Below are 22,828 nucleotides of genomic sequence, written 5' to 3'. Positions count from 1 at the left end.
GGGGACGACTCCCGGTCCGCGGGCCACCTTCCCCGGCAGGGCAGGGTGCGGCAAGTCCCCCGGCCAGGGGACGCCAATGTCCGGACAAGCCCGGACAGCGTGGACGCCCTCCTCGGTGCGTCCGTCCGGTGTCATGGGACGAGCGCCTCCCGCCGCGGCGGGAGGACCGGCGAAGGAGACGTCCATGCGTGTCGAGGAGCACGCCGACCTGCGGGCCGGCGGGTCAGCGCCGCACGGCCCGGTCCGGACCGTGCGGGTCACCAGCGTCACGGTCACCGACGGCGGGCGACCGCGATCGTCGGACGTCGCCGCCACCCTGCGGCTGGGTCGGGTCGGGATCACGGTCCTGGGCCCGCCCCACCGCGCAGCGCGGCCCGGGCTCGTGCCGTGGCGGCACGCGCCGGACCCGGGGACGCCGGAGGGTCTGGTCTGCGTCCCCTACGACCAGGTCACGAGCACGCACGCCAAGCGCGGCGCGGGCTGGCTGACCCCGAGCACGCTCGTCGTGGTCTTCCGTGCCGCCGCCGGACGCGACTTCGGTTCCGTGACCCTGACCCTCAGGGCGGGCGCGGCGGGCGCGCTCCTCGCGCGTGACATCGCCGTCGTCTCCGCTCGCCACCAGGCGTCCGTGTGCTCGACGAGGGCGAGGCCGCTCGAGGAGTTCGTGGCGTCACCGACAGCCCAGGTCTCCGGGTCCTTCGTGCGCTACTGCCTGCCCGACGCCGGCCGCTGACGGCTTCCGGCGGGTCACGAGCACAGCTGCGGGAGGGGCAGGTCCCCGGCCAGCTGCTCCCACTCCGTGGGCGTCATCGCGACTCCGCGCCGCACCTGCCTGCAGATCTCGGCCGAAGCCGCCCGGAGCGACGTGGCGTAGATGCGCACCGTACGGTCCGAGCCGGCCGAGCTGACGTGCGAGCCGTCCGGCGAGTAGACGACCCCGTAGACCGTGCCGGTGCCACCTTCCAGCGTCGCGAACCGCGTGGGGTGCTCCAGGGAGGTCACGTCCCAGAGCCGGAGCGTGCCGTCCGTCATCGCCCCGGCGAGCCGGGTGCCGTCCGGCGAGAACGCGAGCACCATCGCGTAGCCGTCCCCCCAGCGCAGCGGCGTGCCGAGCTGCACCGGCGCGGTGGGGTCCGTGACGTCCCACAACCACACCGTGCCGTCGTTGCCGCTCGCGGCCACCGTGCGACCGTCGGGGCTGAAGACCGCATGGTAGACGTAGCCGTCGGGGCCGGTCAGCGCGGGCCCGAGCGGCCGCGGGTCGGCGAGGTCGCGGACGTCGTACAGCTGCACGGTCCCGAGCGTGAGGATCGCGGTGACCAGCGTCCTGCCGTCCGGTGAGAAGTACGCGGAGTACACCATGCCGCCCGCGTCGATGACGGCGGTGGGCGCCTCGGGCAGCCCCGAGGAGAGGTCCCACAGGCTGACCGTTCCGTCGTCGTCGGACAGCGCCACTCGCGTGCCCGTCGGGTCGACGTCCACGGTCTCCACCCAGGACGTGTGCGCGTGCCGGGTGCCGAGCAGCACAGGCGCCCTCGGGTCGCTGATGTCCCAGACGACCAGCGCCCCGTCCCGGTCGCCGGCAACCACGAGGCCGAGCTCGGGCGACACGTCCAGGGCGCCGTCCAGCCGGACGCCTTCCGGGGCGGGGGTCAGGCTGATCGTCCTCGGGTTCTCCGGGTCGGACACGTCCCAGAGCCGCAGGCCGTCCGCGGTCGCGGTCACGGTCACGTCACCGACCGTCGTGGGCTGGGCGACCACGGAGCCCAGCCCGGTCAACGCGGGCCCGGGATAGGACCACGCACTCAGCGCCCCGTCACCACCGGCGCCGTACAGCTCGGACCCGTCCGGGGCCCACGCCGTCGCGATCTGCAGGGCCGGGCTGGGCAGCACGTGGGTGGCGACACCCGTCGACACGTCCCAGGTCCACAGGTGCTTGTCCGAGCTCGCCGCCGCCACCTCACGCCCGTCCGGGCTGAACCGGACGCCGTTGACCCACGACGCGGGGCCCCGCAGCGTGGCACCGGCAACCGGGGAGGCGGGGTCGGACACGTCCCACAGGTGCACCGTCTGGTCCCACGAGCCGACCGCGACCGTCGTCCCGTCCGGCGACACGTCGAGCGAGGCGATGTGACCGTCGGCCGCGGTGACGGGTGCGCCGAGCGACACCGGCGAGGTCGGGTCGGTGACGTCCCACCGGCCCAGCAGCCCGTCGGAGCCGGCAGCCATGAGCGTCGATGCGTCGAAGACCACGCTCTGGACCGTGCCGTCGAAGGCGGCGATGGTCGACAGCGGCAGCAGGGTCGTGCCGGCCAGCCGCCACAGGCGGACGGTCCCGTCGTTGACGCCCGCCGCGACCAGCCGATCAGTGGTGTCCACCGCGAGGCCGTAGATCGTGGTGCCGACGTCCGCGCCCTGCACCCTCATCGCTCTCGGGGCGCCCGGGTCGCTCGTGTCCCACGCGCGCAGCACCCCGTCGCCGCCCCCGGCCAGCAGCACCGAGCCCGCGAAGGTCACGGCGTAGATCGGCTGGTCCCCCACCACCAGGTCCGCCAACCGCCGGGCGGGGTCCGCGGTGGACCACAGCTGGACCGTGTGGTTCTGCGTCCCCACGGCCAGCGCTCCGCCGCCCGGGCCCGCAGCGAGGGAGTTGACGATGCCGTCGAGCTGCGCGAGCCGGGCCACCGGCGTCCTCCCCGACGCGCTCAGCAGTGCGGAGCGTGCCTCGACGGAGTTCGTCGCGTCCAGGGCGGCGAGTGCCACCTGTGCGGCGGTCGCCGGGTCCGTCTGGGCGAGGGTCCGCGACGTGACCGCGAGCTGGCGGGAGACAGCGAGGTCGCGCTCGCGGTGCAACGTCGCGTTCTGCAGCCATCCGACGACCGCGAGCGCCGCGACCGCGACGGTGGCGATGGCGAGGCTGCCGGCCAGCACACGCAGGCGCCGGGCCGAGCGCCGCCTGCGGACCTCCCGCAGGCGCCGGGCCTCCAGGGACGCCGCCACGAATGCGCGCTCGGGCTCGGTGAGCTCGGGGACGTCGTCACCGGTCGCGGTCAGGGCCTGCACGGAGTCCAGCGCGGAGCCCCGGTAGAGCAGGTCCGGGTTCCGGTCGGCGGCGACCCAGTGCTCGACGGACTCGCTGAGCCGTCCGCGCACGCGCAGCCGGTCACGGTCCGCCTCCAGCCACTCCTGCAGCCGTGGCCACGCCGTGAGGAGCACCTCATGGGCGAGCTGCACGCGGCCGAGGTCGGAGGTCACGAGCCGGGCGGCGATGCAAGCGTCCAGCACCTCGATGGCGTCGGGGGACGCGAGCTCGCGGCGGTCGGCAGCCCGGCGGGTGTCGGGGGCCCCGTCGCGCACCTGGACCAGGCGGAGCAGGATGCGGCGTGCGAGCTCCTGCTGAGCCGGGCTGAGATCCGCGAAGACGTCCTCGGCCGTCTTGGCGATCGCCCCGGAGAACCCGCCCGCCTCGCGGTAGTGCGCGAGGGTCAGGCGGTGGCCGGGCGACGTCGCCCAGGTGACGTACAGCGCGTGCGAGACCAGCGGCAGCGCTCCCGCGTCCAGGAACCGGCCGGCCGCGATCCCGGCGGTCGCCTCCGCCAGGAGCACGTCGACGAGGGCCTCCTCGACCTCGATCCCCATGGCCCGCGCTGGCTCGAGCACGACCCTGCGCAGGTCGGCGGCGGTCAGGGGCTCGACGATCACCGGACCGTGTGCCAGCCAACCCGGCATCGGCTCGACCTCGAGGGCGCGGTCGAAGAAGTCGGCCCGCAGGGCGACGACGACGCGCACGCCGCGCTCGGCGGCCCGGGCGAGCTCCTCGACGAGCTCCTGCGGGTGCCCGCGGCCCGTCCCGAACGCCTCCTCGAGCTGGTCCACGACGAGCACGGCACCCGTGGGCAGCTCGCGGGCCTCCTCCCGCAGACCGGTCGGCGTCACCACGACGGCCGTGTACCCCGCGCCGCGGAGCTCGGCGACCAGCCCGGCGCGGAGCAGGGACGACTTCCCGCACCCGGACGGCCCCAGCACCACGACGGGTCGGCGAGCCTCGACCACACGCCCGAGCAGCGAGGCCGTGAGAGCCTCCCTGCCGACGAACACCGCCGCGTCCTCGGGCTCGTAGGGGACCAGGCCGCGGTACGGCGCCGGGCTGTTCGCGGGGCGCCGACCGGGCGCGCGCCGCAGCCGGCCGACGACGTCGGCCCAGGCCTCCTGCTCCTGCGGCGCGACGCCGAGCGCGTCCAGGACACGCCTGAACGAGTCCATCGCCGCCAACGGCGGCAGGTGCCGGCCCGTGAGGTAGCCGCCGACGGTCGCTGCCGGCGTGTGCGCAGCGGCGGCGACCTCCCGCACGGTCATGCCGCGCGACTCGCGGACGGCGGTCAGGGCCCGGGCCAGGTCCTCCCGGGTCGCGATCTCCTCGGTCCGGATGGTCGACTCGGCCACGGCTCCCCCCTCCGCCGGCGTGCCTGCGCGGCGAGGTGCCCCAGCCCCGCCGTTGGTCGCACACGGTATCGAACGGGGCCGACGCAGGACGGTCTCCGGTGCGCGGCAACCGGTCAGGCCTCCGCGGGCGACACGTCGCTCATCAGCACCCGGTCACCCTCCCGGACCTGGAAGGTCGCGTCCGAGACGTCGAACGAGAGCTCGACGGACCCGGTTCCCGCGCGCCACGTCGCGGTCCCTCGGGTGCCGTCCGTGACCCACCGGCACTCGCCGCCGAACGCCGGGTGCGTCCGGCGCAGCCGCAAGGCCTCGAGCTGGGCCCGGACCACCGGGCGCTCGAGCGCCTCCTCCACCTCGCCGGCGACGTAGCGGTGCCGGTTGACGTCGCGCCCCACGCCGGTCGCCGCCAGCAGGTCCATGTCGTTGTTCCCCGCCAGCAGCCCCACGTAGTACACCTGCGGGATCCCGGGGACGAACAGCTGGATCAGCCGGGCCAGCAGGAAGCGCCGGTCGTCGCCGCCCAGCGCGTCGTAGAACGTGCAGTTCACCTGGTACAGGTCGAGGTTCGACGCGGCGGCACCGGTGGCCCGCCGGCTCGTCCCCTCGCTGTTCGCGTGGATGCGTTCGACGAGCGCGTCGATCTGCGCGGGTGCGAGCAGACCGGGCTCACCGGGCCGCAGGTCGCTCTCCCCGACGTCGACCACGCCGATCCCGTCGTGCGTGTCCAGCACCGTCACGGTGTTCGACGGTCGGACCGCGAGCCACCGCTCGAGCGGGGCGAGGTCACCCGCGGTCAGGGCGTGCAGCACGATCGGTGGCAGTGCGAAGTCGTAGACCAGGTCCACGGCCTGCGCGATCTCCACCTGCTGCAGGTAGTGCCCGTGCACCTCGACCAGGACGCGCGCGTCCCGCTCGTGCGCGTACCGGGCGATCCGGTCGGTCAGCGCGTAGGTGGACGGCGTCATGAAGCACGAGGTCCCGGGCTCCTTGCCCGTGTACCCCACGGCATCCAGCCGGAGCAGCCGGACACCGGCGCGCGTCATGGTGTCGATGACCGACGCCACGTAGTCCCAGGCCTGGGGCTGGCGCAGGTCCAGGTCGATCTGCTCCGAGGTGAACGTGGTCCACACGAGCCGGCGCCGGCCGCCGAGCGTCATCAGGGTGAACGGCAGGCCCGGCCGTGGCCGGTAGATCCCCGCCAGGTCCTCCTCGGTCGCGCCCTCGGGGAACACCGAGGACAGGGTGAGGAACATCGGCGCCCAGGGCGAGGCGTCGCCCCGTTCGCGCACGTCGGCGAACCGGGGCGAGTCCGCCGAGACGTGGTTGACGATGACGTCGGCCATCACGAGGCGGCCCTCGCTGAGCCGGCGGACGGCGTCCCAGTCCCCGAGGCGCGGGTCGACCGTGGTGTGGTCCCTGGGATCGAAGCCCGCGTCCGCCCCGTCGTAGGGGTCGAAGAACGGTAGGACGTGCACCCCGTCGAACGCCCCGGCGAGCGGCCCGTCGAGCAGCTCCCGCAGCCCGGCCAGGTCACCGCCCAGCCGGTCGGCGTAGGCGATCAGCTGCGGGCCGTCGGCGATGGTGGGCGGGTGGTCGGACATCGGATTCCTCCACCCCCAGGCTAGGCGTGTGCCCCGCGTCGTGCGACCACGGCCGGATCAGTGGGGGGAGGCGACCTTGAACCGCAGCGCGGCTGCGGGTACCTCGACCCCTCGCACCACGGTGCCGCTGAGCCCTTGCATCGCGAGCGGGGCCTTGTCGAGCGAGCAGATCACGGCCCGCCGCCCAGGCCCGCTGGCCGCGAACCGCATCGCGGCCTGCACCTTGGGCAGCATCGACCCGGCGCCGAACTGACCCTCGTCGACGTACCGCTGCGCGGTGGCCAGGTCCAGCTCGTCCAGGTCGCGCTGGTCCGGGGTGCCGAACCCGATCGCGACCCGGTCGACCGCGGTGAGGATGAAGAGGTAGTCGGCCCCGACCGCCTCGGCGAGCGCCGCGGATGCGAAGTCCTTGTCGATCACCGCGGGCACGCCCTGCAGCGAACCGTCCGCACCGCGCACGACCGGCACTCCCCCACCGCCGCACGCGATCACGACGAACTCGTGGTCGAGCAGGTTGAGGATCGAGTCCCGCTCGACGATGTCGACCGGCTGCGGCGAGGGCACCACGACGCGCCAGCCGCGCCCGGCGTCCTCGACCATCCGCAGCTGCGGGTCGCGTGCCATGAGCTCGCGCGCGGTCGGCTCGTCGTAGAACCCGCCGATCGGCTTGGAGGGCCGGTCGAACGCCGGGTCGTGCGGGTCGACCTCGACCTGCGTGACGACGGTGGCGACGTGCCACGGCATGCCCACCCGGCGCAGCTCGGCGAGGATGCCCTGCTGCAGGTGGTAGCCGATGTAGCCCTGGCTCATGGCCGTGCACTCCGGCAGCGGCATGCTCGGCACGCGGTCGGTGCTGCTCGAGGCGACGTCGAACGCAAGGTGGATGGCGCCGACCTGCGGCCCGTTGCCGTGCGAGACGATGATCTCGTGCCCCTGGGCGATCAGCCCCACGAGCGCCGGGGCGGCGCCGTCGATGCGCTCGCGCTGCTCCGCCGGGGTGTCACCCAGGGCGTTGCCCCCGAGCGCGATGACGATGCGGGACATCGGGGCCTCTCAGAGGATCCCGGCGAGCACGCCGTCGAGCTCGGCCTTGGCGGCGGCGACCTTGTGCGGGTCCGCCGGCTCGGGCCGCAGGAAGTACACCAGGAGCGCGCGCTGGGCGGTCAGGCGGTTGCCGGCCTCCTCGAACGCGATCGACGCCGCCGAGTCGAGCACCTCGTCGGTGACCTCCTCGCCGCGGGTCGCCGGCAGGCAGTGCATGAACCGCGCGCCCGGACCGGCCTTGGCCATCATCGCGGCGTCGACCTGGTAGGTCGGCATGAAGACCGCGAGCCGCTCGGCCTCGCCGAGCTCGGCCTCGTAGTCGCCGTACCAGACGTCGGTGTAGACGAAGTCCGCGCCCTCGATCACGGCCGGGTCGTCCGTGACGGTGACCGAGCCGCCGGACGCGGCCGCGTTGCGCCGCCCGATCTCCTGCATCTCCGGCTTGAGCTGGAAGCCCCGCGGGCCGTACTGGACGAAGTCCATCCCGACCTTGGTGGTGATCATCATGAGCGAGGCGCACACCTGGGTGGCGTCGCCGACGAACACGACCGTGCAGTCCTCCAGGCGCTTGCCGGCCGGCAGGTGCTCGACCATCGTGATGAGGTCGCCGATCTCCTGCGTGGGGTGGTTGTAGTCCGACATGCCGTTGAGCACCGGGACGGTGGCGTGCGCCGCGAGGCCCACGACCGTCCGGTGCCGGGCGACGCGCGCCATGATCACGTCGACGAGCCGGGACAGCACACGTGCAGTGTCCTCCATGGTCTCGTGGCCGCCCAGCTGGATCTGCCCGGGGGCGAGGTACTGCGCGTGGCCGCCGAGCTGGGTCATCGCGGTCTCGAAGGACACCCGGGTGCGGGTCGAGGACTGCTCGAAGATCATCCCGAGGGTCTTGCCGGCGAGCAGCGGCGGGTAGTACCCCACCTGCACGCACCGCTTGAGGCTCAGGCCGAGCCTGACGATGTCGAGGACCTCGTCCTTGGTGAGCTCGGTGGTGTCGATGAAGTGGCGGACGGCCATGGTCGATCTCCTGCTTCGTGGGTCGGTCCGGCCCGCTGCCGGGCAGAACGGGCTGCGGTCGGGCGCGTCGGGCGCCCGGCCGATGGGTGTGGGGCGCTGCGGCCCGAGGCCGTCGCACCCGGGCCGCAGCGAGAGCTCAGTGCCCGGAGGGCACCTGCTGGGTGATGCAGTGCACGTTGCCGCCGCCGAGCAGGATCTCCCGCCCGGGGACGGTCACCACCCGGCGCGGAGCGAACAGCTCGGTGTAGGCGGCCACCGCGGCGTCGTCGTGCGGGTCGTCGAACACCGGCAGCACGACCACGTCGTTGCCGAGGTAGGAGTTGACGTACGAGCCCGCGAGCCGGTCCCCCGCCTCGCGCGGGAGCGTGCCCTCGACCGAGTCCACGCCGGCGGCCTCCTCGGCGGTGATGTGGATCGGCCCCGGCTGGTGGATCTTCACGACGTCGAAGGTGCGCCCGCGCGCGTCGGTCGACGTCTCGAGGACCTTCAGCGCCGCGGCCGACCGCTCGTACTGCGGGTCGGTCTCGTCGTCGGTCCAGGTGAGCATCACGGTGCCGGGTCGCGCGAAGCGGCAGAAGTTGTCCACGTGGCCGTTGGTCTCGTCGAGGTAGACGCCGTACGGCAGCCACACCACGACCTCGACGCCTAGGTAGTCGCGCAGGTGCTGCTCGATCTCCTCGCGGCTCAGGTCGGGGTTGCGGCCCTCGGACAGCAGGCACTCCTCGGTGACCAGGACCGTGCCCTCGCCATCGACGTCGATCGAGCCGCCCTCCAGCACCAGCGGCGCCTTGTAGCGGTCACGGCCCTCGATCTCGCAGACCTTGCGCGCGACGGCGTCGTCGGCCGCCCACGGGAAGTACAGCCCGTCGACCAGGCCGCCCCAGGCGTTGAAGTCCCAGTCGACGCCGCGCACGTCTCCGGCGCCGTCCACGACGAACGTGGGGCCGATGTCGCGCATCCACGAGTCGTCGTTGGACATCTCGACCACCCGGACATGCTCGGGCAGCTGGCTGCGGGCGTTGTCGTACTGCCGGGCGGAGACCGCGACGGTCACCGGCTCGCCCTGGGCGATCGCCTCGGCGACCGTCGTGAACGCTGCCTGCGCGGGCTTGGCGCCGAGCCGCCAGTTGTCCGGCCGTTCGGGCCAGACCAGCCAGCAGCCGCTGTGGTGGGCCCACTCGGCCGGCATGCGGTAGCCGTCGGCGAGCGGGGTGGAGCCGAGGGTGCGGGTCATCGTGCGACCTTTCAGAGGGAGGCGTCGGCGAGCTGTGGCTCGGCGTCAGGGTCCTCGCCGCGCTCGAGAGCCCGGTCACGGGCCCACTGCGGCGACTTGAAGCAGAACCACTCCTGGAGCACGACGGTCACCGCCAGGCCGATGAGGATCGACCCCGTCACGGGCCATGAGAAGTCGAACGGGTTCCAGACGAAGAACACCGCGGCGGCCGCGAGCAGCACGGTCGGCACCCAGGTGATCAGCCGGGTCAGCGCGGCGCCGCCGGGGACGCGGTAGGGACGGGTCGCCGCCGCGTCGATGCGGCGCAGCCTGCCGAACGCGAGCATCATCACGATGTACGGCAGCAGGAAGATCACCGAGGAGAACGCGAAGAGGTTCCAGAACACGTCGTCGATCGCGCCGTCGGTGAGGGAGAAGAGCGCGGCGTAGCCCACCGTGAACACGGTGCCGACCACCGAGGTCAGCATCGCTGCACCGGTGGGCGTGCCCCGCACCGGGTGCTTGCGGGCGAAGACCTTGGGCAGGTCACCGTGCTGGGCCGACTCCGCGGCCGCGAGGTTGGCCCCGATGGTCCAGGGCACGAGGCTCGCGAAGAAGCAGAACAGTGCGCCGATGCCGAGCACGGTCACCACGACGTGCGCGGCCCCCGAGTCGCCGAAGCCGCGCTGCAGCGCGTCGAGCAGGCCCGTGGTCTCGGAGATCTCCTCGGCGGGGAAGATCAGCTGCATGCCGATGGTCGCGATCAGGTAGAAGCCGCCGATCAGGGCGCCGGCGACCAGGATGGTCCGCGGCACGTCGCGTCGCGGGTTCTCCATCTGGGTCGAGGCCGAGGACATCAGCTCGAAGCCGAGGAAGTTGTAGATGATGATCGGCAGCGCGAGCGCGAGGGCCGGCAGCGCGTCGGTCGGGAGGAGCGCGGAGAACGACCACTCGGTCGCCGAGCCGTGCGCCGAGGCGTACATGCCGCCCGCGACGGCGAGGGCGGCGATCACCGCGAGGGTGATGCCGGCGCCGAGGTTCGACACCCACGTGCCGGTCTCCAGGCTGCGCGCGTTCACCCAGTAGTTGACCCAGATGAGCACGACCGTGATCGCGACCTGGATCCAGAAGTTGAGCTCCCCGTCGAAGAACATCGACGAGATGGCGCCGGAGAACATCAGGTACACGCTGGGCACCCACAGACCGACGTTGACCCAGTACCACCACGACACCCGGCTGCCCCACCGGTTGCCGAAGGCTCGCACGACCCACGCGTAGATGCCGCCGGCGTCGGGGTAGGCCGACCCGAGCTCGGCCGTGACCAGGCCGTACGGCACGAAGAACACGATGATGATCGCGACGGTCCAGAAGATCGCCGAGGGACCCACCGAGGCGGTCAGCGTGAGCTGGGACAGCAGCAGCATCGCTGCCACCGAGAACAGCACCATGTCGAACATGCGGAAAGCGGGGCGGGTCTTGGCGCCGTCCGCCGCCGGGGGTCGATCGGTGTGCGCGGCCATGGGAGCTCCTTTGCGTGGTGCCGCTCATGGACACATCGGGACGACCGGGATCGTCCAGATGTGTACATTCGTACAACTTGACGTGTACGAATGTACAACTCCTCGCCTCGCGCCGTCAGGACCTATGTCCTCGGTTCTCGGCCGCCCACCGCGAGCCGGGTTCAGCCGTGCACAACCGGGCGACGACCACCCGCAGCCGGGCGGACAGGTCGGCGACCTCGAGCTCAGCGTTCGACACCGCCTCGAGCATCAGCCCGTCGATGAGGCACGCAACGATCTGGACCACCTGGTCACGCGGGAGTGCCGGGTCGCTCGCAGGCAGCACGCGGTCGACCAGCGCGGCGATCATCGCCGACCAGTCGCGCGTCACGGGGCGCAGCGCCGCCTGCCGGGTGGCCTCCATGAACATCTCGAAGAGCGCGAGGTCGTACAGCGGGTCCGCGACGGTCTTGTCGAAGAACATCTCCGTCAGGACGTCCACCGCCTGACCCACCGAGAGGGGGCCGTCCAGCGCCTCGACGATGCCCGCCAGCCGCTTGGCCTCGGCCTCCCGCGCGTGCGCCATCGTCTGCAGCAGCAGGTCGTCGCGGTCGGCGAAGTAGTACGTCGTCGACCCCAGGGGCACCTGTGCGGCCTCGGCGACCGCACGGTGCGTCACCGCCGCCGAACCCCCGGTCCCGAAGACCTGCACCGATGCGTCCAGGATCTGCTCACGCTTGCGTGCGCCGCTCGAGGTCTTCGGACGACGAGCCCGACGCTGCCCCCTCGCCGGACCCTGCTCTGACATCCCCGTGCACCTTTCGGACGCCGCGACCTCTGGCCCGTGTACCGACACCCGCTCGCCCGGGCCGCGCAGGCGCAGACTACCGCCGACGCTCTGACCGCACGGCGGCAGAGCCGCGGAGTGCGGCCCCACGGCGTCGACCCGGCCCACGCTGCCAGGTCGTCTCACGGGGGCCGGGCCACGCTGCGCCCCCGGGGGTCCGCGTGTCGGAGGGCATCGGTATCGTACAGGTGTTCGACTCGAAGGAGTGCCGATGTCGCAGCGCGTGGGGTCTCCAGCGCCGCGGACCTGGGTGGAGCGCCACCCGGTCGCCGCGGAGCTCGAGTCCCGCCTGCCCTCTGTGGGCCTGGTGGCACGACTCCTGGAGATCGACCCCGCGGCCCTGAGCGACGAGGAGACGCTCGAGGGCGTGGCCGGCTGGGAGCGTGTCGGCGCGTGGGCGGCCGCGGAGCAGGCACGGTGGGTCGACGAGCTCCTCGCACGCGCGAGCTCCGGCATCGCCCTCGAGAGGGTCCCCGACGAGATCGCCACGCGCCTCGGGGTCACCCGTCGGGTCGGGCAGGGGAAGGCGGAGCTGTCCGTCGGGCTGGCGCGGTATCCACGCCTCGCCCGGGCCCTTCACGACGGGCTGATCTCGGTCCGCAAGGCCGAGGTCCTCATCCGCGAGACCGACCACCTGGCACGTCCCGACGCCAACGCCGTGCTGGAGGCCGTGCTCGACACCGCCGACGAGCGTACGGTGCCGCAGCTGCGCTCGGACGTGCGCGCTGCCGAGCTCGCGCTGGACGCCGAGGCGGCCGCGGCCCGCCACGAGGCCGCACGCCGCGAGCGGTGCGTCCGCATGACACCGCCACCGGACGCGATGGCCTGGATCACCGCCCTGCTGCCTGCCGCCGACGCCACGACCGTGATGACCGCCCTGGAGGCTGCGGCCGCGCATCGCGAGACCGGCGACGAGCGCGACGTCGACCAGCGCCGCGCGGACGCCCTGACCGCGATGGCTCGACGGCTCCTGGACAGCGGTCTCGGGCCGGACGGCGTGCCCCTGCCGGTGCGCCAGCACCGCCGTCCGCACCTGCTCGTGACGGTCGCGGCCGGTGCCGGCGCACCGGGCGTGGGCGCCCCCGCACCCGCCCGCACCGGTCCCTCCCGCACCGATCCGTCCACCACCGGGCCCTCCCCCACCTCGGCCGACCTCGCGAACCTCCGGGACGTCGCCCACCTCGACGGCTACGGCCTGGTTCCCCTGACCGCCGTCGCCCACCTGCTCGGAGACGCGGTGCCACGGGTCGTGCGGGTCGACGACGAGGGCCTCCCCCTCACGTGCCCACCGGGGACCGACGGCTACCGGCCGAGCGCGGAGCTGGCCAGGGCCGTCATCGACCGGGACCGGACATGCCGATTCCCCGGCTGCCGAGTGCCGGCCCACCGGTGCGACATCGACCACGTCACCCCCTTCGACCCCGACAGGCCGGCCCGGTGGCAGACCGTCGAGCCGAACCTTCAGGTCCTGTGCCGCCACCACCACCGTCTCAAGACCCACGGCGGCTGGTACGCCAGTCGCGATCCGTCTCCGGCGCGACGTTCTGGCGTTCCCCGACGGGCCGGGTCCACATCGTCAGCCCCGACCCGCTGCTGCCTCCACCTCCACCCCGCGCGCGGGGTCCGGCGGCGTAGAGGCGCAACCGCGCGCGGGTTCCGGGGGCGTAGAGGCGCAACCGCGCGCGGGTTCCGGGGGCGTGGACGCGTGGCCAGAGAGGTGCGACCCCGCCGGGTGAGGCCAGCCTGGCCGGACGGGAAGACCGCCGGGTCAGGCCAGCCTGGCTGGGAACCCGCCTGTCGAGATCGGGCTCCACCGACGCGGGGTGACCCGGATCAGCGACTTGCCCTGGTCGAGCATCGCCCGACGGTACTCGTCCCAGTCCGGGTGCTCACCGGAGATGTTGCGGAAGTACTCCACGAAGGGCTCGACGTCCTGAGTCGCGTCCACCACGTCCGCCGGCCCGTCGACCTGCACCCAGGCCCCGCTCCAGTCGTCGGACAGCACCACGAGGCTCGCCTCGGGGCGGCGGCGGACGTTGCGGGTCTTGGCGCGCTCCGGGTACGTCGACACGACGAGGCGACCGGAGTCGTCGACGCCACCCGTCACCGGGGAGGCCTGCGGGCCGCCATCGGCTCGCCGCGTGAGCAGGATCATCCGGTGGCGTGGGCGGACGAACTCCAGGAGCCCGTCCAGGTCGACGGTCGTGGTCGTCGCGATGGTGCGTGGCATGCGTCCTCCGTCTCGGTCGATGCCATCCCTACCGCGTGGGGCTCAGGTCGTACAACCGCACCCCGTCGACGACCTGGACCGGGTAGGTGGCGCGGACCCACGCCGCGATGCGCTGCGCCTCGAGCGTGCCGCTCGGCTGGCTCCCGTAGATCCGCCCACCGCCGATGAACCAGTGGATCCGCCCGGCGGCCACGTCCGCCCGGAACTGGCGCAGCGTGGGGGACGGATCGGTGCCGTTGAAACCGCCGACCGGCATGACCGCCTGGCGGACCCCGAGCTGGTACCACGCTGCGAGCGGGGACGACACGGCGGCCCCGGCCCAGGTGTATCGCGCCGAGTCCCGGAGCAGCAGGTCGCGGACCGCCGGGCTCACGCCACCGGGGCCGCTCCGCCTGCCCGGCGCCACCCCGGGGCGAAGGCGCGTCCCGGACGCCCCTCCCGCGCGAAGGCGCCCGGCGGGCCCCCCGCTCGCACGTCCGAGCATGCTTGCCGCGAACCCGGCCGACGCCGCGCGGCCGGCGTCGGCGCGCGGGCCGGCGACCGGCACCGACCCGGTGTGCACCGCCCCCACGGTCTGCAGGGAGTACGCCACCGGACCCAGGAGAACAGCTGCGAGGGACACCACGACGGCGGCGCGTCGCACGGGTGCGGACCGCCGTGCCGCCAGGACCTGCCGCATGCGACCCAGGCCGGCACGACCGGGGACCAGCAACCCCACCGCACCGAGCGCCGTCAGCCCCGCCACCAGGGGCCGCAGCCACGGGTTCCAGGCCGGGCTGTGCGTGAGCAGCAGCACCGACCACGCACCCGTGAGGGCCACCACCCCGGCCAGCAGCGCACGTGCCCACGGCCGGTCGCGCCGCCTCCAGACCGCGCCCGCCCCGATGCCCACCATCGCCGCGGTCGCAGGCGCGAGCGCCACCGTGTAGTACGAGTGGGAAACCCCGTGCATGACACTGAACGTTGCCCCGGTCACCAGCAGCCACCCGGCCCACAGCACCAGGGCGGCGCGAACCGGGTCAGTCCGCGGAGCACCGCGGCGCAACCACCACGTGGCCGCCGCGAGGACCACCGCCGCAGGCACCAGCCAGGAGAACTGCACGGCGGTGCTGCCCACCAGGATCCTCCCCACGGCACCCGCGGTGACGACGTGCGTCCGACCGATCGTGTTCCCCGTGAGCCTGCCCACGCCGTTGTACCCGAAGGTCAGGTCGAGGAACGAGTTGTTGCTCGTCCCGCCGATCCACGGCCGGGCCGACGCCGGGACGAGCTCCACCAGGGCGACCCACCACCCGGCCGCGGCGACCACCGCGAGGACGGCGAGCGCACCGTCCCGCAACCGCCGGCGCAGCGGGACCGGAGCGGCCATCAGCCAGGCCGAACCCATCGCGGGCACCGCCAGGAAGGCCTCGAGCTGCTTGGTGAGGAACGCCAGTCCCACGAGCGCCCCGGCCAGCAGCATCCAGCGCGTCCGGCCGTCCTCGACGCCACGCAGCACTGCTCCGGCCGCCAACGTCAGCAGCAGGACGAGCATCGCGTCCGGGTTGTCGTAGCGGAACATCAGCACCGCCACAGGAGTCACCGCCAGCACCGCGCCGGCCAGGAGAGCGGCGCCCGCTGAGGCGACCCGCCGCACCGAGGCGTGCAGCGCGGCGACCGACGCCACCCCCATCAGCGCCTCGGGCACCAGGATCGACCACGGCGTCAGGCCGAACGCCCGCACCGACAACGCCATCGGCCACAACGAGAAGGGCGGCTTGTCCACCGTGATCGACGCGCCCGCATCGGAGGCGCCGTACCAGAACGCCTTCCAGCTCGCGGCGCCCGCCTGGGCGGCTGCCGCGTAGAAGCTGTTCGCCCAACCTGACCGGTCCAGGCCCCACAGGTACAGCGCCGCGGTCGCGACGAGGAGTCCCGCGGTCGCCCAGCGCTCCCACGGCGCTCGGGCCGGCGCCCTCGGGGCGCTGGCCGCGGCGACGGGAGCTCCGCCGGCCGCCCTGCCGAGCGCCGCTGTCACGAGCCGATCGCGGGAACGGTCTCCCGCGCGCGCCCCCGCCGGAAGACCCACTGCCGCAGCAGGACGAACCGCACGCCGGTGGCCAGCAGGTTCGCACCCACCAGCACGGCCAGCTCGACTGCCCGGCTCGTCGTGCCCGCCGCGTGCACCCATGCCAGCGCCCCGGCCGTCAGGGCCCACCCGAGCAGGAACACCGCGAGCCCCTGCCCGTGATGGCGTGCCAGCCCGGCGGAGCCGCGCACCCCGAAGGTGAGGCGGCGGTTCGCCGCGGTGTTGCCGATCGCGGTCAGCAGCAGCGCGACCAGGTTCGCCGGCTGCGGTCCGATGGGGCCGGCGAGCAGCAGGTAGAGGATGGCGTACGCCACCGTGGACAGGCCACCCACCAGCGCGAACCGCAGGAGCTGACCCACGAGTCCGACCTGGGGAACCGTGGCGCGGGTGCTGAGCCGGGCCGCCACCTCGTCCAGCGGGACACGCCGCCGGGCGAGGTCACGGGTCAGCCGCGCGATGCCCCGCAGGTCCGCGGCCGCGGTTCGCACCACGTCCACCCGGCTGTCCGGGTCGTCCACCCAGTCCACGGGCACCTCGTGGATGCGCAGCCCGGCGCGCTCCGCGAGCACCAGCAGCTCGGTGTCGAAGAACCACTCCTCGTCCGCCACCAGGGGCAGGAGCTCGTGCGCGACGTCGGAACGCACGGCCTTGAACCCGCACTGCGCGTCGGAGAAGCCGACCCCGAGCGCGGCGTGCAGCAGCAGGTTGTACGCCCGCGAGATCAGCTCCCGCCGCGGCCCGCGCACCACGCGGGAGGACCGGGCGAGCCTCGTGCCGATCGAGACGTGCGAGTGGCCGGACAGCAGCGGCGCGATCAGTGGCAGCAGCGCGGCGAGGTCGGTGGACAGGTCGACGTCCATGTACGCCAGCACGGGCGCCTCGGAGGCCTGCCACGCGGCTCGCAGGGCGCGGCCCCGACCCTTCGCGTCCAGGTGCACGGCTGTGACACCGGCGATCTCTGCCGCCAGCCGGGTCGCGAGCTCGCCCGTGCCGTCCGTCGAGGCGTTGTCCGCGATGACGATCCGGGTCGGGTACCCGAGCTCGGCGTCCAGGAACTCCCGGGTCCGACGCACCGACGCCTCCAGGCCTCGGACCTCGTTGTAGACCGGGATCACGAGGTCCAGCACCACCGGTGCGGGTGTCGAGTCCTGGGCGTGCGTCTGCGACGCCGTCCGCCGTGCAGCGACCACTGTCATGGCGGGATCGTGATCCGATCACCTGAGCGCAAGCCGACGACGACCTGGACGTTTGCTGGGGCGCGCCCGCGGCTCAGGGGCCCGGCGGCTGCTCCTGCTCGGGGCCGGCGCCCGTGGGCGCCCCGAACCCAGCACCGAACGTCGCCGCGACGGCCGAGGGCGGCTGCGGGCGGCCGAGCAGGTAGCCCTGCACCCGGTGGCAGCCCGCCTGGCGCAGCCGCCCGAGCTGGTCGGAGGTCTCCACGCCCTCGGCGGTGACCGTCAGACCCAGCCCGCGACCGAGCGTGATGATCGCGTCGGTGAGCGCCGTGTTGGTCCGGTCCTGGCCCAGGCCCGAGACGAACGTCCGGTCGATCTTGAGGTGCGAGACCGGAAGCTCGCGCAGGTAGTCGATCCCGGTCCGACCCGTCCCGAAGTCGTCGATCGCCAGCCCCACGCCGAGGCCGCGGATCGCCGCGAGGTCCGAGCGGACCGAGTGCCCGGTGCGCACCACCTGCCGCTCCGTGAGCTCGAGGCCGAGCAGCTCGACCGGAAGTCCCGTGTCGTCCAGCGCACCGCGGACCAGGCCCGCGAGGTCGTGCCGGCCGACCTGACGGTCGGAGATGTTCACCCACATCCTGGGGGCGTCGGCACCGAACTCACTGAACCAGAGGGTGGCCTGCCGGACCGCCTCGTGCAGGACCCAGCGCCCGATCGGCACGATGAGCTCGCGGCTCTCGGCGACGTCGATGAACTCGGCCGGCCCGACCACCCCGCGCTCGGGGTGGTCCCATCGCAGCAGGGCCTCGACGCCGGTGACGCGGTCCTCGGACAGGTCGAGGATCGGCTGGTAGACGAGCCGTAGCTCGTGGCGCTCCAGGGCGCGGTGCAGGCCGTCGTAGATCTCGATCTGGCGGATGGCCAGCGCCGCGAGCGAGTCGTCGCCCATCTCGTAACGTGCCTTGCCGCTCCGCTTGGCGCGGTACATCGCCGCGTCGGCGTCCCGGACCAACCGGACGGGCGTCGCCCCGACCCCTCCCGTGGCGACGCCCACGCTCGCCGTGAGGTGCAGCACATGACCGGCGGCCTCGATCGGTCTGGTGACCGCGTCCACGACACGCTGGGCGAGCACCTGGATCTCGGACGGGTCCGTCAGGTCATCGCACACGACGACGAGCTCGTCGCCGCCGAGGCGGGCGGCCACGTCGCCGTCGCGGAGCAGGTCGGTGACCCGCCGGGCGATCTCGACGAGCACCGCGTCCCCCGCCGTGTGCCCGAGCGAGTCGTTGACGTCCTTGAAGTCGTCGATGTCCAGGTGGAGCACACCGACGACACGGGCGGTGCGGGTCGCACGCGCGATGGCCGACTGGAGGTGCTCCATGAGGTGGGCGCGGTTGGGCAGCGAGGTCAGCGAGTCGTGCAGCGCCTGGTGCGCGAGCTGTGCCTCGGCGTCCTTGCGTGCGGTGATGTCCTCCGCCTGGGAGACCAGGTGCCTGACCTGTCCGTCGCTGCCCCGGACGGCGGAGGTCGTCACCCGCGCCCAGACCACGCGACCGTCGGGCCTCAGGTAGCGCTGCTCCACGACCCCGCGCGCCAGCTCACCCTCACTCACGCTCCGGAGCACCTCGTAGCCCATCCCGGCGTCGTCCGGGTGGGACACCTCTGCGAACGTGCAGGCCACGAGGTCATCGGCGTCGCGACCGAGCAGGGTGCACAGAGCCTCGTTGACCTCGAGGAACGCGCCGGCCGCGGGCACCGGGCCCACCGCCACGAGCGCCATCCCGATCGCCGCCCCCTCGAACGCCTGACGGAACTTCTGCTCGACGGCCAGGAGCTGCTCGGCCTGGTACTCGACGGTCATCCGGTCGGACAGGTCGCGGACCTTGGCCAGCACCGCCGGTTCGCCGTGCCAGCGGACCGAGGCGAGGCGCAGCTCCACCGGGACGCTCCCCCGCCCCGGCCAGGCCGCCTGCTTGAGGACGACCTCGGCCTCGCCCGACTCGTCGACCGCCTCGAGGCGGGCCTGGAGCGAGGGCGCGGACTCGATGCCGAGCAGGGAGGCGAGCCGCCGACCGACGGGGTCCTGCGACGCCCCGAAGGAGCGCTGAGCCTCCGGGTTCGCCAGCAGCACGGTCCCGTCCGGCACCCGCACCACCATGACCGGGTGCGGGGAGAAGTCGAGCAGCGCCGCCCAGCGTTGCTCCATCTCCGCGAGCTCGTCCCATGCCGACGCGCCGAGCGCCGCGGGCGCCTCCGCCCCTCGCGCGGGCCCGCTGCCCTGCTCGGACCGACCCTGATCGTCCGACTCCCGCGCCGTCGCGTGCCGCCGATCCACCGAACCACCCCCCGCGTCGGACACTATCCGCCTCTGGGTCGAAGGTCCCGGTCTGACGCCCGACGAGTCGGCGGTGGCGTCCCAGATTCACCCGCGCGGCTCCGTCGTCCCGGGGCGCTACCGTGTGGGCGTGCCGGATGCTGCCGTGATCGTCGCCTCGGACCGTTGCGCCCAGGGGCTTGCCGAGGACCGTTCCGGTCCGTTCGCCGTCCGTGCGCTCCGCGACGCCGGGTTCTCCACCCCCGACGCGGTGGTCGTGGCCGACGGCGCCGAGAACGTCCGCGGGGCCATCAGCGCGGCCGTCGCACGCGGCGCCCGCGTCGTGCTCACCAGCGGCGGCACCGGTGTCGGGCCCCGGGACCGCACACCGGAGGGCACCCGCGCGCTCCTCGCCCGGGAGCTGCCCGGCCTGGCCGAGGCCATCCGACGGTCCGGCGGCCCCGCGACGGCGGTGCTGTCCCGCGGACTGGCCGGCGTCACGCCCGAAGGCGCGGTCGTGGTGAACCTGCCCGGCAGCACCGGAGGGGTCCGGGACGGGCTCGAGGTGGTCGTGCCGCTGCTCGGCCACCTGCTCGACCAGGTGGCCGGAGGCGACCACACCGGAGGGGACCACAGCGGCCACCGCGCCGACACCGCCGAGACCCCAGCCGCTGCGCACGCCGGCCACCACGCCCCGCACCCCGGGACCGCGGACGAGGCGCGCCCGACCGGTGCGCGCCTCACGCACGTCGACGAGCACGGCGCCGCGCGCATGGTGGACGTCGCGGACAAGGAGGTCACCGTGCGGACCGCCACGGCGAGCGGGCGCGTCGTCGTGACCCCCGACGTGATCCGGCTGCTCGCCGACGGGGCGCTGCCCAAGGGCGACGCCCTCGGTGTGGCGAGGATCGCCGGCATCGCTGCCGCCAAGCGCACCCCCGACCTCGTGCCGCTGTGCCACCCGGTCGCCGTGCACGGCGTCGTGGTGGACCTCGAGGTCGGTACCGACTCCGTCGGGATCACCGCGACCGTGCGGACCGCCGACCGCACCGGGGTCGAGATGGAGGCGCTCACGAGCGTCACGGCCGCGGGCCTGGCCCTGATCGACATGGTCAAGGCCGTGCACCGCGGGGCCACCCTGACCGACGTGCGGGTGGTGGCCAAGTCGGGGGGCCGGTCGGGCACCTGGCGGGCCGAGGACGCTCCCGCCTGACGGCGGCTCCGACGCGGGACGCCCGAGGACCCGCGCGCCGAACGTCAGCCGTCGACGAGGACCACTCTCAGGTCCCGAGGACCGTGCACACCCTCGACCCGGACCAGCTCGACGTCGCTCGTCGCGCTCGGCCCGGAGATCCAGGTCAGCGGCCTCGTGACGTCCAGCCTCGCGATGGCATCCGGCACGCTGTGCACGACCTGGTCCGCCTCGACCACCACCACGTGCCGATCCGGCAGCAGCGTCAGCGCACGGCGCCCCTGCCCCGGGCCACCGTCGAGCACCACGGTCCCGGTCTCGGCGATCGCCACCCGGCAGGTGGTCAGCACCGCAGCCGTGTCGTCGAGCTCCGCGTGCGTCAGCGCCGGCTCGTCCCGACGGACCTCGGCGGTCAGCTCGGCCAGCCATGGCGCCGGTACACCGTCCGGCACCGCCACGCTCGGCACGTCGAGCAGGTCGGCCACCACGCGCGGCACCGCCGACGCGTCCGTGCGGACCACCGTGGCCCGGTAGTCCTCGAGCCGCTCGGCGAGCAGGTCGAGGACCTCCCCGGAACCCGCCACCAGTGCGCCCGTGCGGTGGTAGTGCCGCTCCACCTCGACGGACCGGCTCTGCCCGAGTGCGCGGCGGATCCGGCCGAGCATCTCCGCTCGCGCGGTGGACGGTGCCGTCATCGCAGTGACCTCCTTGCCCACCAGGCCGCCAGGGACCGCACCGGCAGCACCGGAGCGTCGCGCACCCGGGTCCACAACGAACCCGGCCACGGCAGCCACCGGATCGCCCGGCCGCCGGTCAGCCGACCCACCAGGGCGACGGCACGCCCCGCCCAGCGCAGCGCGCGCCCCGAGGACAGCACCCGGGCGGCCACCCGCATCGAGACGTCCGTCGCCGACGGCGCGTGCGGGCCCGGCGGGTGCAGCGAGCGCTCCCGCAGGTGCACCAGCGCCGCCGGGATGTCGATCTTCACCGGGCAGGCGTCGAAGCATGCGCCGCACAGCGTCGAGGCGAACGGCAGGGACCCGGTCGGGTCGTGCGCGCCTGCCGGGCCACCCGGTTCGCCCACCCCGAGCAGCTGCGGGGTGAGGATCGCGCCGATCGGCCCCGGGTACACCGACCCGTACGCGTGCCCGCCGGTGTGCTCGTACACGGGACACACGTTCAGGCACGCCGAGCACCGGATGCAGTGCAGCGCCTGGCGGCCGAGCTCGTCGGCCAACGCCCGCGTGCGGCCGTTGTCCAGCAGCACCAGGTGGAACTCCTGGGGGCCGTCACCCGGCGTGACCCCGGTCCACATCGACGTGTAAGGGTTCATGCGCTCGCCCGTCGAGGACCGCGGCAGCAGCTGCAGGAACACCTCGAGGTCGCGGGCCGTGGGCAGCACCTTCTCGATGCCCATCACGGTGACCAGCAGGCGCGGCAGCGTCAGGCACATCCGGCCGTTGCCCTCGGACTCCACGACGGCGACCGTGCCGGTCTCGGCGATCGCCATGTTCGCGCCGCTGATCGCGACCTCGGCACGCAGGAACCGGGCCCGCAGGTGCGCCCGCGCGGCCATTGCGAGCTCGCGTGGTTCCGAGGACAGCCCCTCCGGCGCGTCGCCCATCCGATGGGTGAAGATCTCCCGAATCTCCTCCCGGTTGCGGTGGATCGCGGGCACCAGGATGTGGCTCGGCTGGTCGCCGGCGAGCTGCACGATGCGCTCGGCCAGGTCGGTCTCGATGGCGTCGATCCCCGCCTCGGCGAGCGCCTCGTTGAGGCCGATCTCCTGGGTGGCCATCGACTTGACCTTGACGACCTCGCGCGCCCCGGCCTCGCGCACGATGCCCGTGACGACCTCGTTCGCCTCGGCGGCGTCGCGCGCCCAGTGCACCACGCCGCCGCGCGCCGTGACGGACTCCTCGAGCTGGGTCAGCAGGTCCGGGAGCCGTGCCATCGCCGACGCCTTGATCGCCGCGCCCGCGTCGCGCAGCTGCTCCCAGTCGTCCAGCTCGGCTGTCACCCGGCGCCGCTTGTCGCGGATCGTCCGGGTGGCGGTGCGCAGGTTCGCGCGCAGCTGACCGTCAGCCAACGTCTCGTGCGCGGCGTGCGGGAAGGACGCCCCCCAGCGCAGCGGGTCCCGCGGCGGCCGGGACGGCTGCGGGCGCACGGTGGGCATCCCCAGGAA

At 73.7% G+C, this 22,828-nt stretch carries 15 protein-coding genes and 1 pseudogene; 3 read left to right on the top strand and 13 right to left on the bottom strand.

Translation table 11 applies throughout. The features are described from left to right. Positions 1 to 184 precede the first annotated feature (184 nt). Positions 185 to 733, top strand: coding sequence for a hypothetical protein (locus tag Q6348_RS14610; RefSeq protein WP_304602126.1), 549 nt, complete (start codon positions 185 to 187; stop codon positions 731 to 733). Between the two features lie 14 nt (positions 734 to 747). Here the strand turns inward: Q6348_RS14610 and Q6348_RS14605 are convergent, their stop codons facing one another. The 7 genes from Q6348_RS14605 to Q6348_RS14575 all read right to left on the bottom strand — a co-directional run bounded on the left by Q6348_RS14605 (position 748) and on the right by Q6348_RS14575 (position 11,625). Further along, a complete protein-coding gene (locus tag Q6348_RS14605; protein ID WP_304602125.1) occupies positions 748 to 4,443 on the bottom strand; it encodes an nSTAND1 domain-containing NTPase in 3,696 nt (1,231 codons plus the stop codon). Positions 4,444 to 4,556: 113 nt separating this feature from the next. Then, positions 4,557 to 6,044, bottom strand: coding sequence for a sucrose phosphorylase (gene gtfA / locus Q6348_RS14600; RefSeq protein ID WP_304602124.1), 1,488 nt, complete (start codon positions 6,042 to 6,044; stop codon positions 4,557 to 4,559). 57 nt (positions 6,045 to 6,101) lie between these two features. Further along, positions 6,102 to 7,088: a carbamate kinase gene (gene arcC, locus Q6348_RS14595; protein WP_304602123.1), complete on the bottom strand. Its 987-nt coding sequence runs from the start codon at positions 7,086 to 7,088 to the stop codon at positions 6,102 to 6,104. Between the two features lie 9 nt (positions 7,089 to 7,097). Then, positions 7,098 to 8,105 carry a putrescine carbamoyltransferase gene (gene ptcA / locus Q6348_RS14590; protein WP_304602122.1) on the bottom strand — a complete coding sequence of 336 codons (1,008 nt, stop codon included), beginning with the start codon at positions 8,103 to 8,105 and terminating at the stop codon, positions 7,098 to 7,100. Between the two features lie 136 nt (positions 8,106 to 8,241). Beyond that, positions 8,242 to 9,339: an agmatine deiminase gene (aguA, locus tag Q6348_RS14585; protein WP_304602121.1), complete on the bottom strand. Its 1,098-nt coding sequence runs from the start codon at positions 9,337 to 9,339 to the stop codon at positions 8,242 to 8,244. Positions 9,340 to 9,350: 11 nt separating this feature from the next. Further along, entirely contained in the window at positions 9,351 to 10,838 is a 1,488-nt protein-coding gene (locus Q6348_RS14580) for an APC family permease (RefSeq protein ID WP_304602120.1), read from the bottom strand. Between the two features lie 115 nt (positions 10,839 to 10,953). Beyond that, positions 10,954 to 11,625, bottom strand: coding sequence for a TetR/AcrR family transcriptional regulator (locus Q6348_RS14575; RefSeq protein WP_304602119.1), 672 nt, complete (start codon positions 11,623 to 11,625; stop codon positions 10,954 to 10,956). A 250-nt stretch (positions 11,626 to 11,875) separates the two neighbouring features. On the opposite strand from Q6348_RS14575, the pseudogene Q6348_RS15705 reads away from it, so the two are divergent. Then, positions 11,876 to 13,000 (top strand): annotated as a pseudogene (locus tag Q6348_RS15705) (DUF222 domain-containing protein); the annotation flags it as partial. A gap of 432 nt (positions 13,001 to 13,432) precedes the next feature. Here Q6348_RS15705 and Q6348_RS14570 read toward each other — a convergent pair. From Q6348_RS14570 to Q6348_RS14555, 4 genes are all read right to left on the bottom strand, one after another. Continuing rightward, positions 13,433 to 13,894, bottom strand: coding sequence for a PPOX class F420-dependent oxidoreductase (locus tag Q6348_RS14570; RefSeq protein ID WP_304602118.1), 462 nt, complete (start codon positions 13,892 to 13,894; stop codon positions 13,433 to 13,435). Between the two features lie 28 nt (positions 13,895 to 13,922). Then, a complete protein-coding gene (locus tag Q6348_RS14565; RefSeq protein ID WP_304602117.1) occupies positions 13,923 to 15,911 on the bottom strand; it encodes a glycosyltransferase family 39 protein in 1,989 nt (662 codons plus the stop codon). Beyond that, positions 15,908 to 17,158, bottom strand: a complete 1,251-nt coding sequence (locus Q6348_RS14560; protein WP_304602116.1) for a glycosyltransferase — start codon at positions 17,156 to 17,158, stop codon at positions 15,908 to 15,910. Before Q6348_RS14560 ends, Q6348_RS14565 begins: the two co-directional genes overlap by 4 nt. 73 nt (positions 17,159 to 17,231) lie before the next feature. After that, positions 17,232 to 19,472 carry a putative bifunctional diguanylate cyclase/phosphodiesterase gene (locus tag Q6348_RS14555; protein ID WP_304602115.1) on the bottom strand — a complete coding sequence of 747 codons (2,241 nt, stop codon included), beginning with the start codon at positions 19,470 to 19,472 and terminating at the stop codon, positions 17,232 to 17,234. 130 nt (positions 19,473 to 19,602) lie between these two features. Between Q6348_RS14555 and moaC the strand changes: the two genes are divergently transcribed. Next, on the top strand, positions 19,603 to 20,664 hold the full coding sequence (gene moaC, locus Q6348_RS15720; RefSeq protein WP_434061968.1) for a cyclic pyranopterin monophosphate synthase MoaC: 1,062 nt from the start codon (positions 19,603 to 19,605) through the stop codon (positions 20,662 to 20,664). A 44-nt stretch (positions 20,665 to 20,708) separates the two neighbouring features. Here moaC and Q6348_RS14540 read toward each other — a convergent pair whose 3' ends face one another. After that, positions 20,709 to 21,338 (bottom strand): LutC/YkgG family protein, encoded by a 630-nt coding sequence (locus Q6348_RS14540; protein WP_304602114.1) that lies wholly within the window; start codon positions 21,336 to 21,338, stop codon positions 20,709 to 20,711. Continuing rightward, positions 21,335 to 22,819, bottom strand: coding sequence for a lactate utilization protein B (locus Q6348_RS14535; protein WP_304602331.1), 1,485 nt, complete (start codon positions 22,817 to 22,819; stop codon positions 21,335 to 21,337). Before Q6348_RS14535 ends, Q6348_RS14540 begins: the two co-directional genes overlap by 4 nt. Between the last annotated feature and the right edge of the window lie 9 nt (positions 22,820 to 22,828).

This window comes from Actinotalea lenta (genome assembly GCF_030586465.1).
Classification (GTDB): domain Bacteria; phylum Actinomycetota; class Actinomycetes; order Actinomycetales; family Cellulomonadaceae; genus Actinotalea; species Actinotalea lenta.
Note: the sequence above shows the minus strand (reverse complement) of the source record. Positions and strands in the feature narration are given on the sequence as shown.

Coding starts and splice junctions, on each gene's coding strand:
- Q6348_RS14610 (WP_304602126.1), top strand. CDS start 185: ATGCGTGTCGAGGAGCACGCCGACCTGCGGGCCGGCGGGTCAGCGCCG.
- gtfA (WP_304602124.1), bottom strand. CDS start 6,044: ATGTCCGACCACCCGCCCACCATCGCCGACGGCCCGCAGCTGATCGCC.
- arcC (WP_304602123.1), bottom strand. CDS start 7,088: ATGTCCCGCATCGTCATCGCGCTCGGGGGCAACGCCCTGGGTGACACC.
- ptcA (WP_304602122.1), bottom strand. CDS start 8,105: ATGGCCGTCCGCCACTTCATCGACACCACCGAGCTCACCAAGGACGAG.
- aguA (WP_304602121.1), bottom strand. CDS start 9,339: ATGACCCGCACCCTCGGCTCCACCCCGCTCGCCGACGGCTACCGCATG.
- Q6348_RS14580 (WP_304602120.1), bottom strand. CDS start 10,838: ATGGCCGCGCACACCGATCGACCCCCGGCGGCGGACGGCGCCAAGACC.
- Q6348_RS14575 (WP_304602119.1), bottom strand. CDS start 11,625: ATGTCAGAGCAGGGTCCGGCGAGGGGGCAGCGTCGGGCTCGTCGTCCG.
- Q6348_RS14570 (WP_304602118.1), bottom strand. CDS start 13,894: ATGCCACGCACCATCGCGACGACCACGACCGTCGACCTGGACGGGCTC.
- Q6348_RS14560 (WP_304602116.1), bottom strand. CDS start 17,158: ATGACAGTGGTCGCTGCACGGCGGACGGCGTCGCAGACGCACGCCCAG.
- Q6348_RS14540 (WP_304602114.1), bottom strand. CDS start 21,338: ATGACGGCACCGTCCACCGCGCGAGCGGAGATGCTCGGCCGGATCCGC.
- Q6348_RS14535 (WP_304602331.1), bottom strand. CDS start 22,819: ATGCCCACCGTGCGCCCGCAGCCGTCCCGGCCGCCGCGGGACCCGCTG.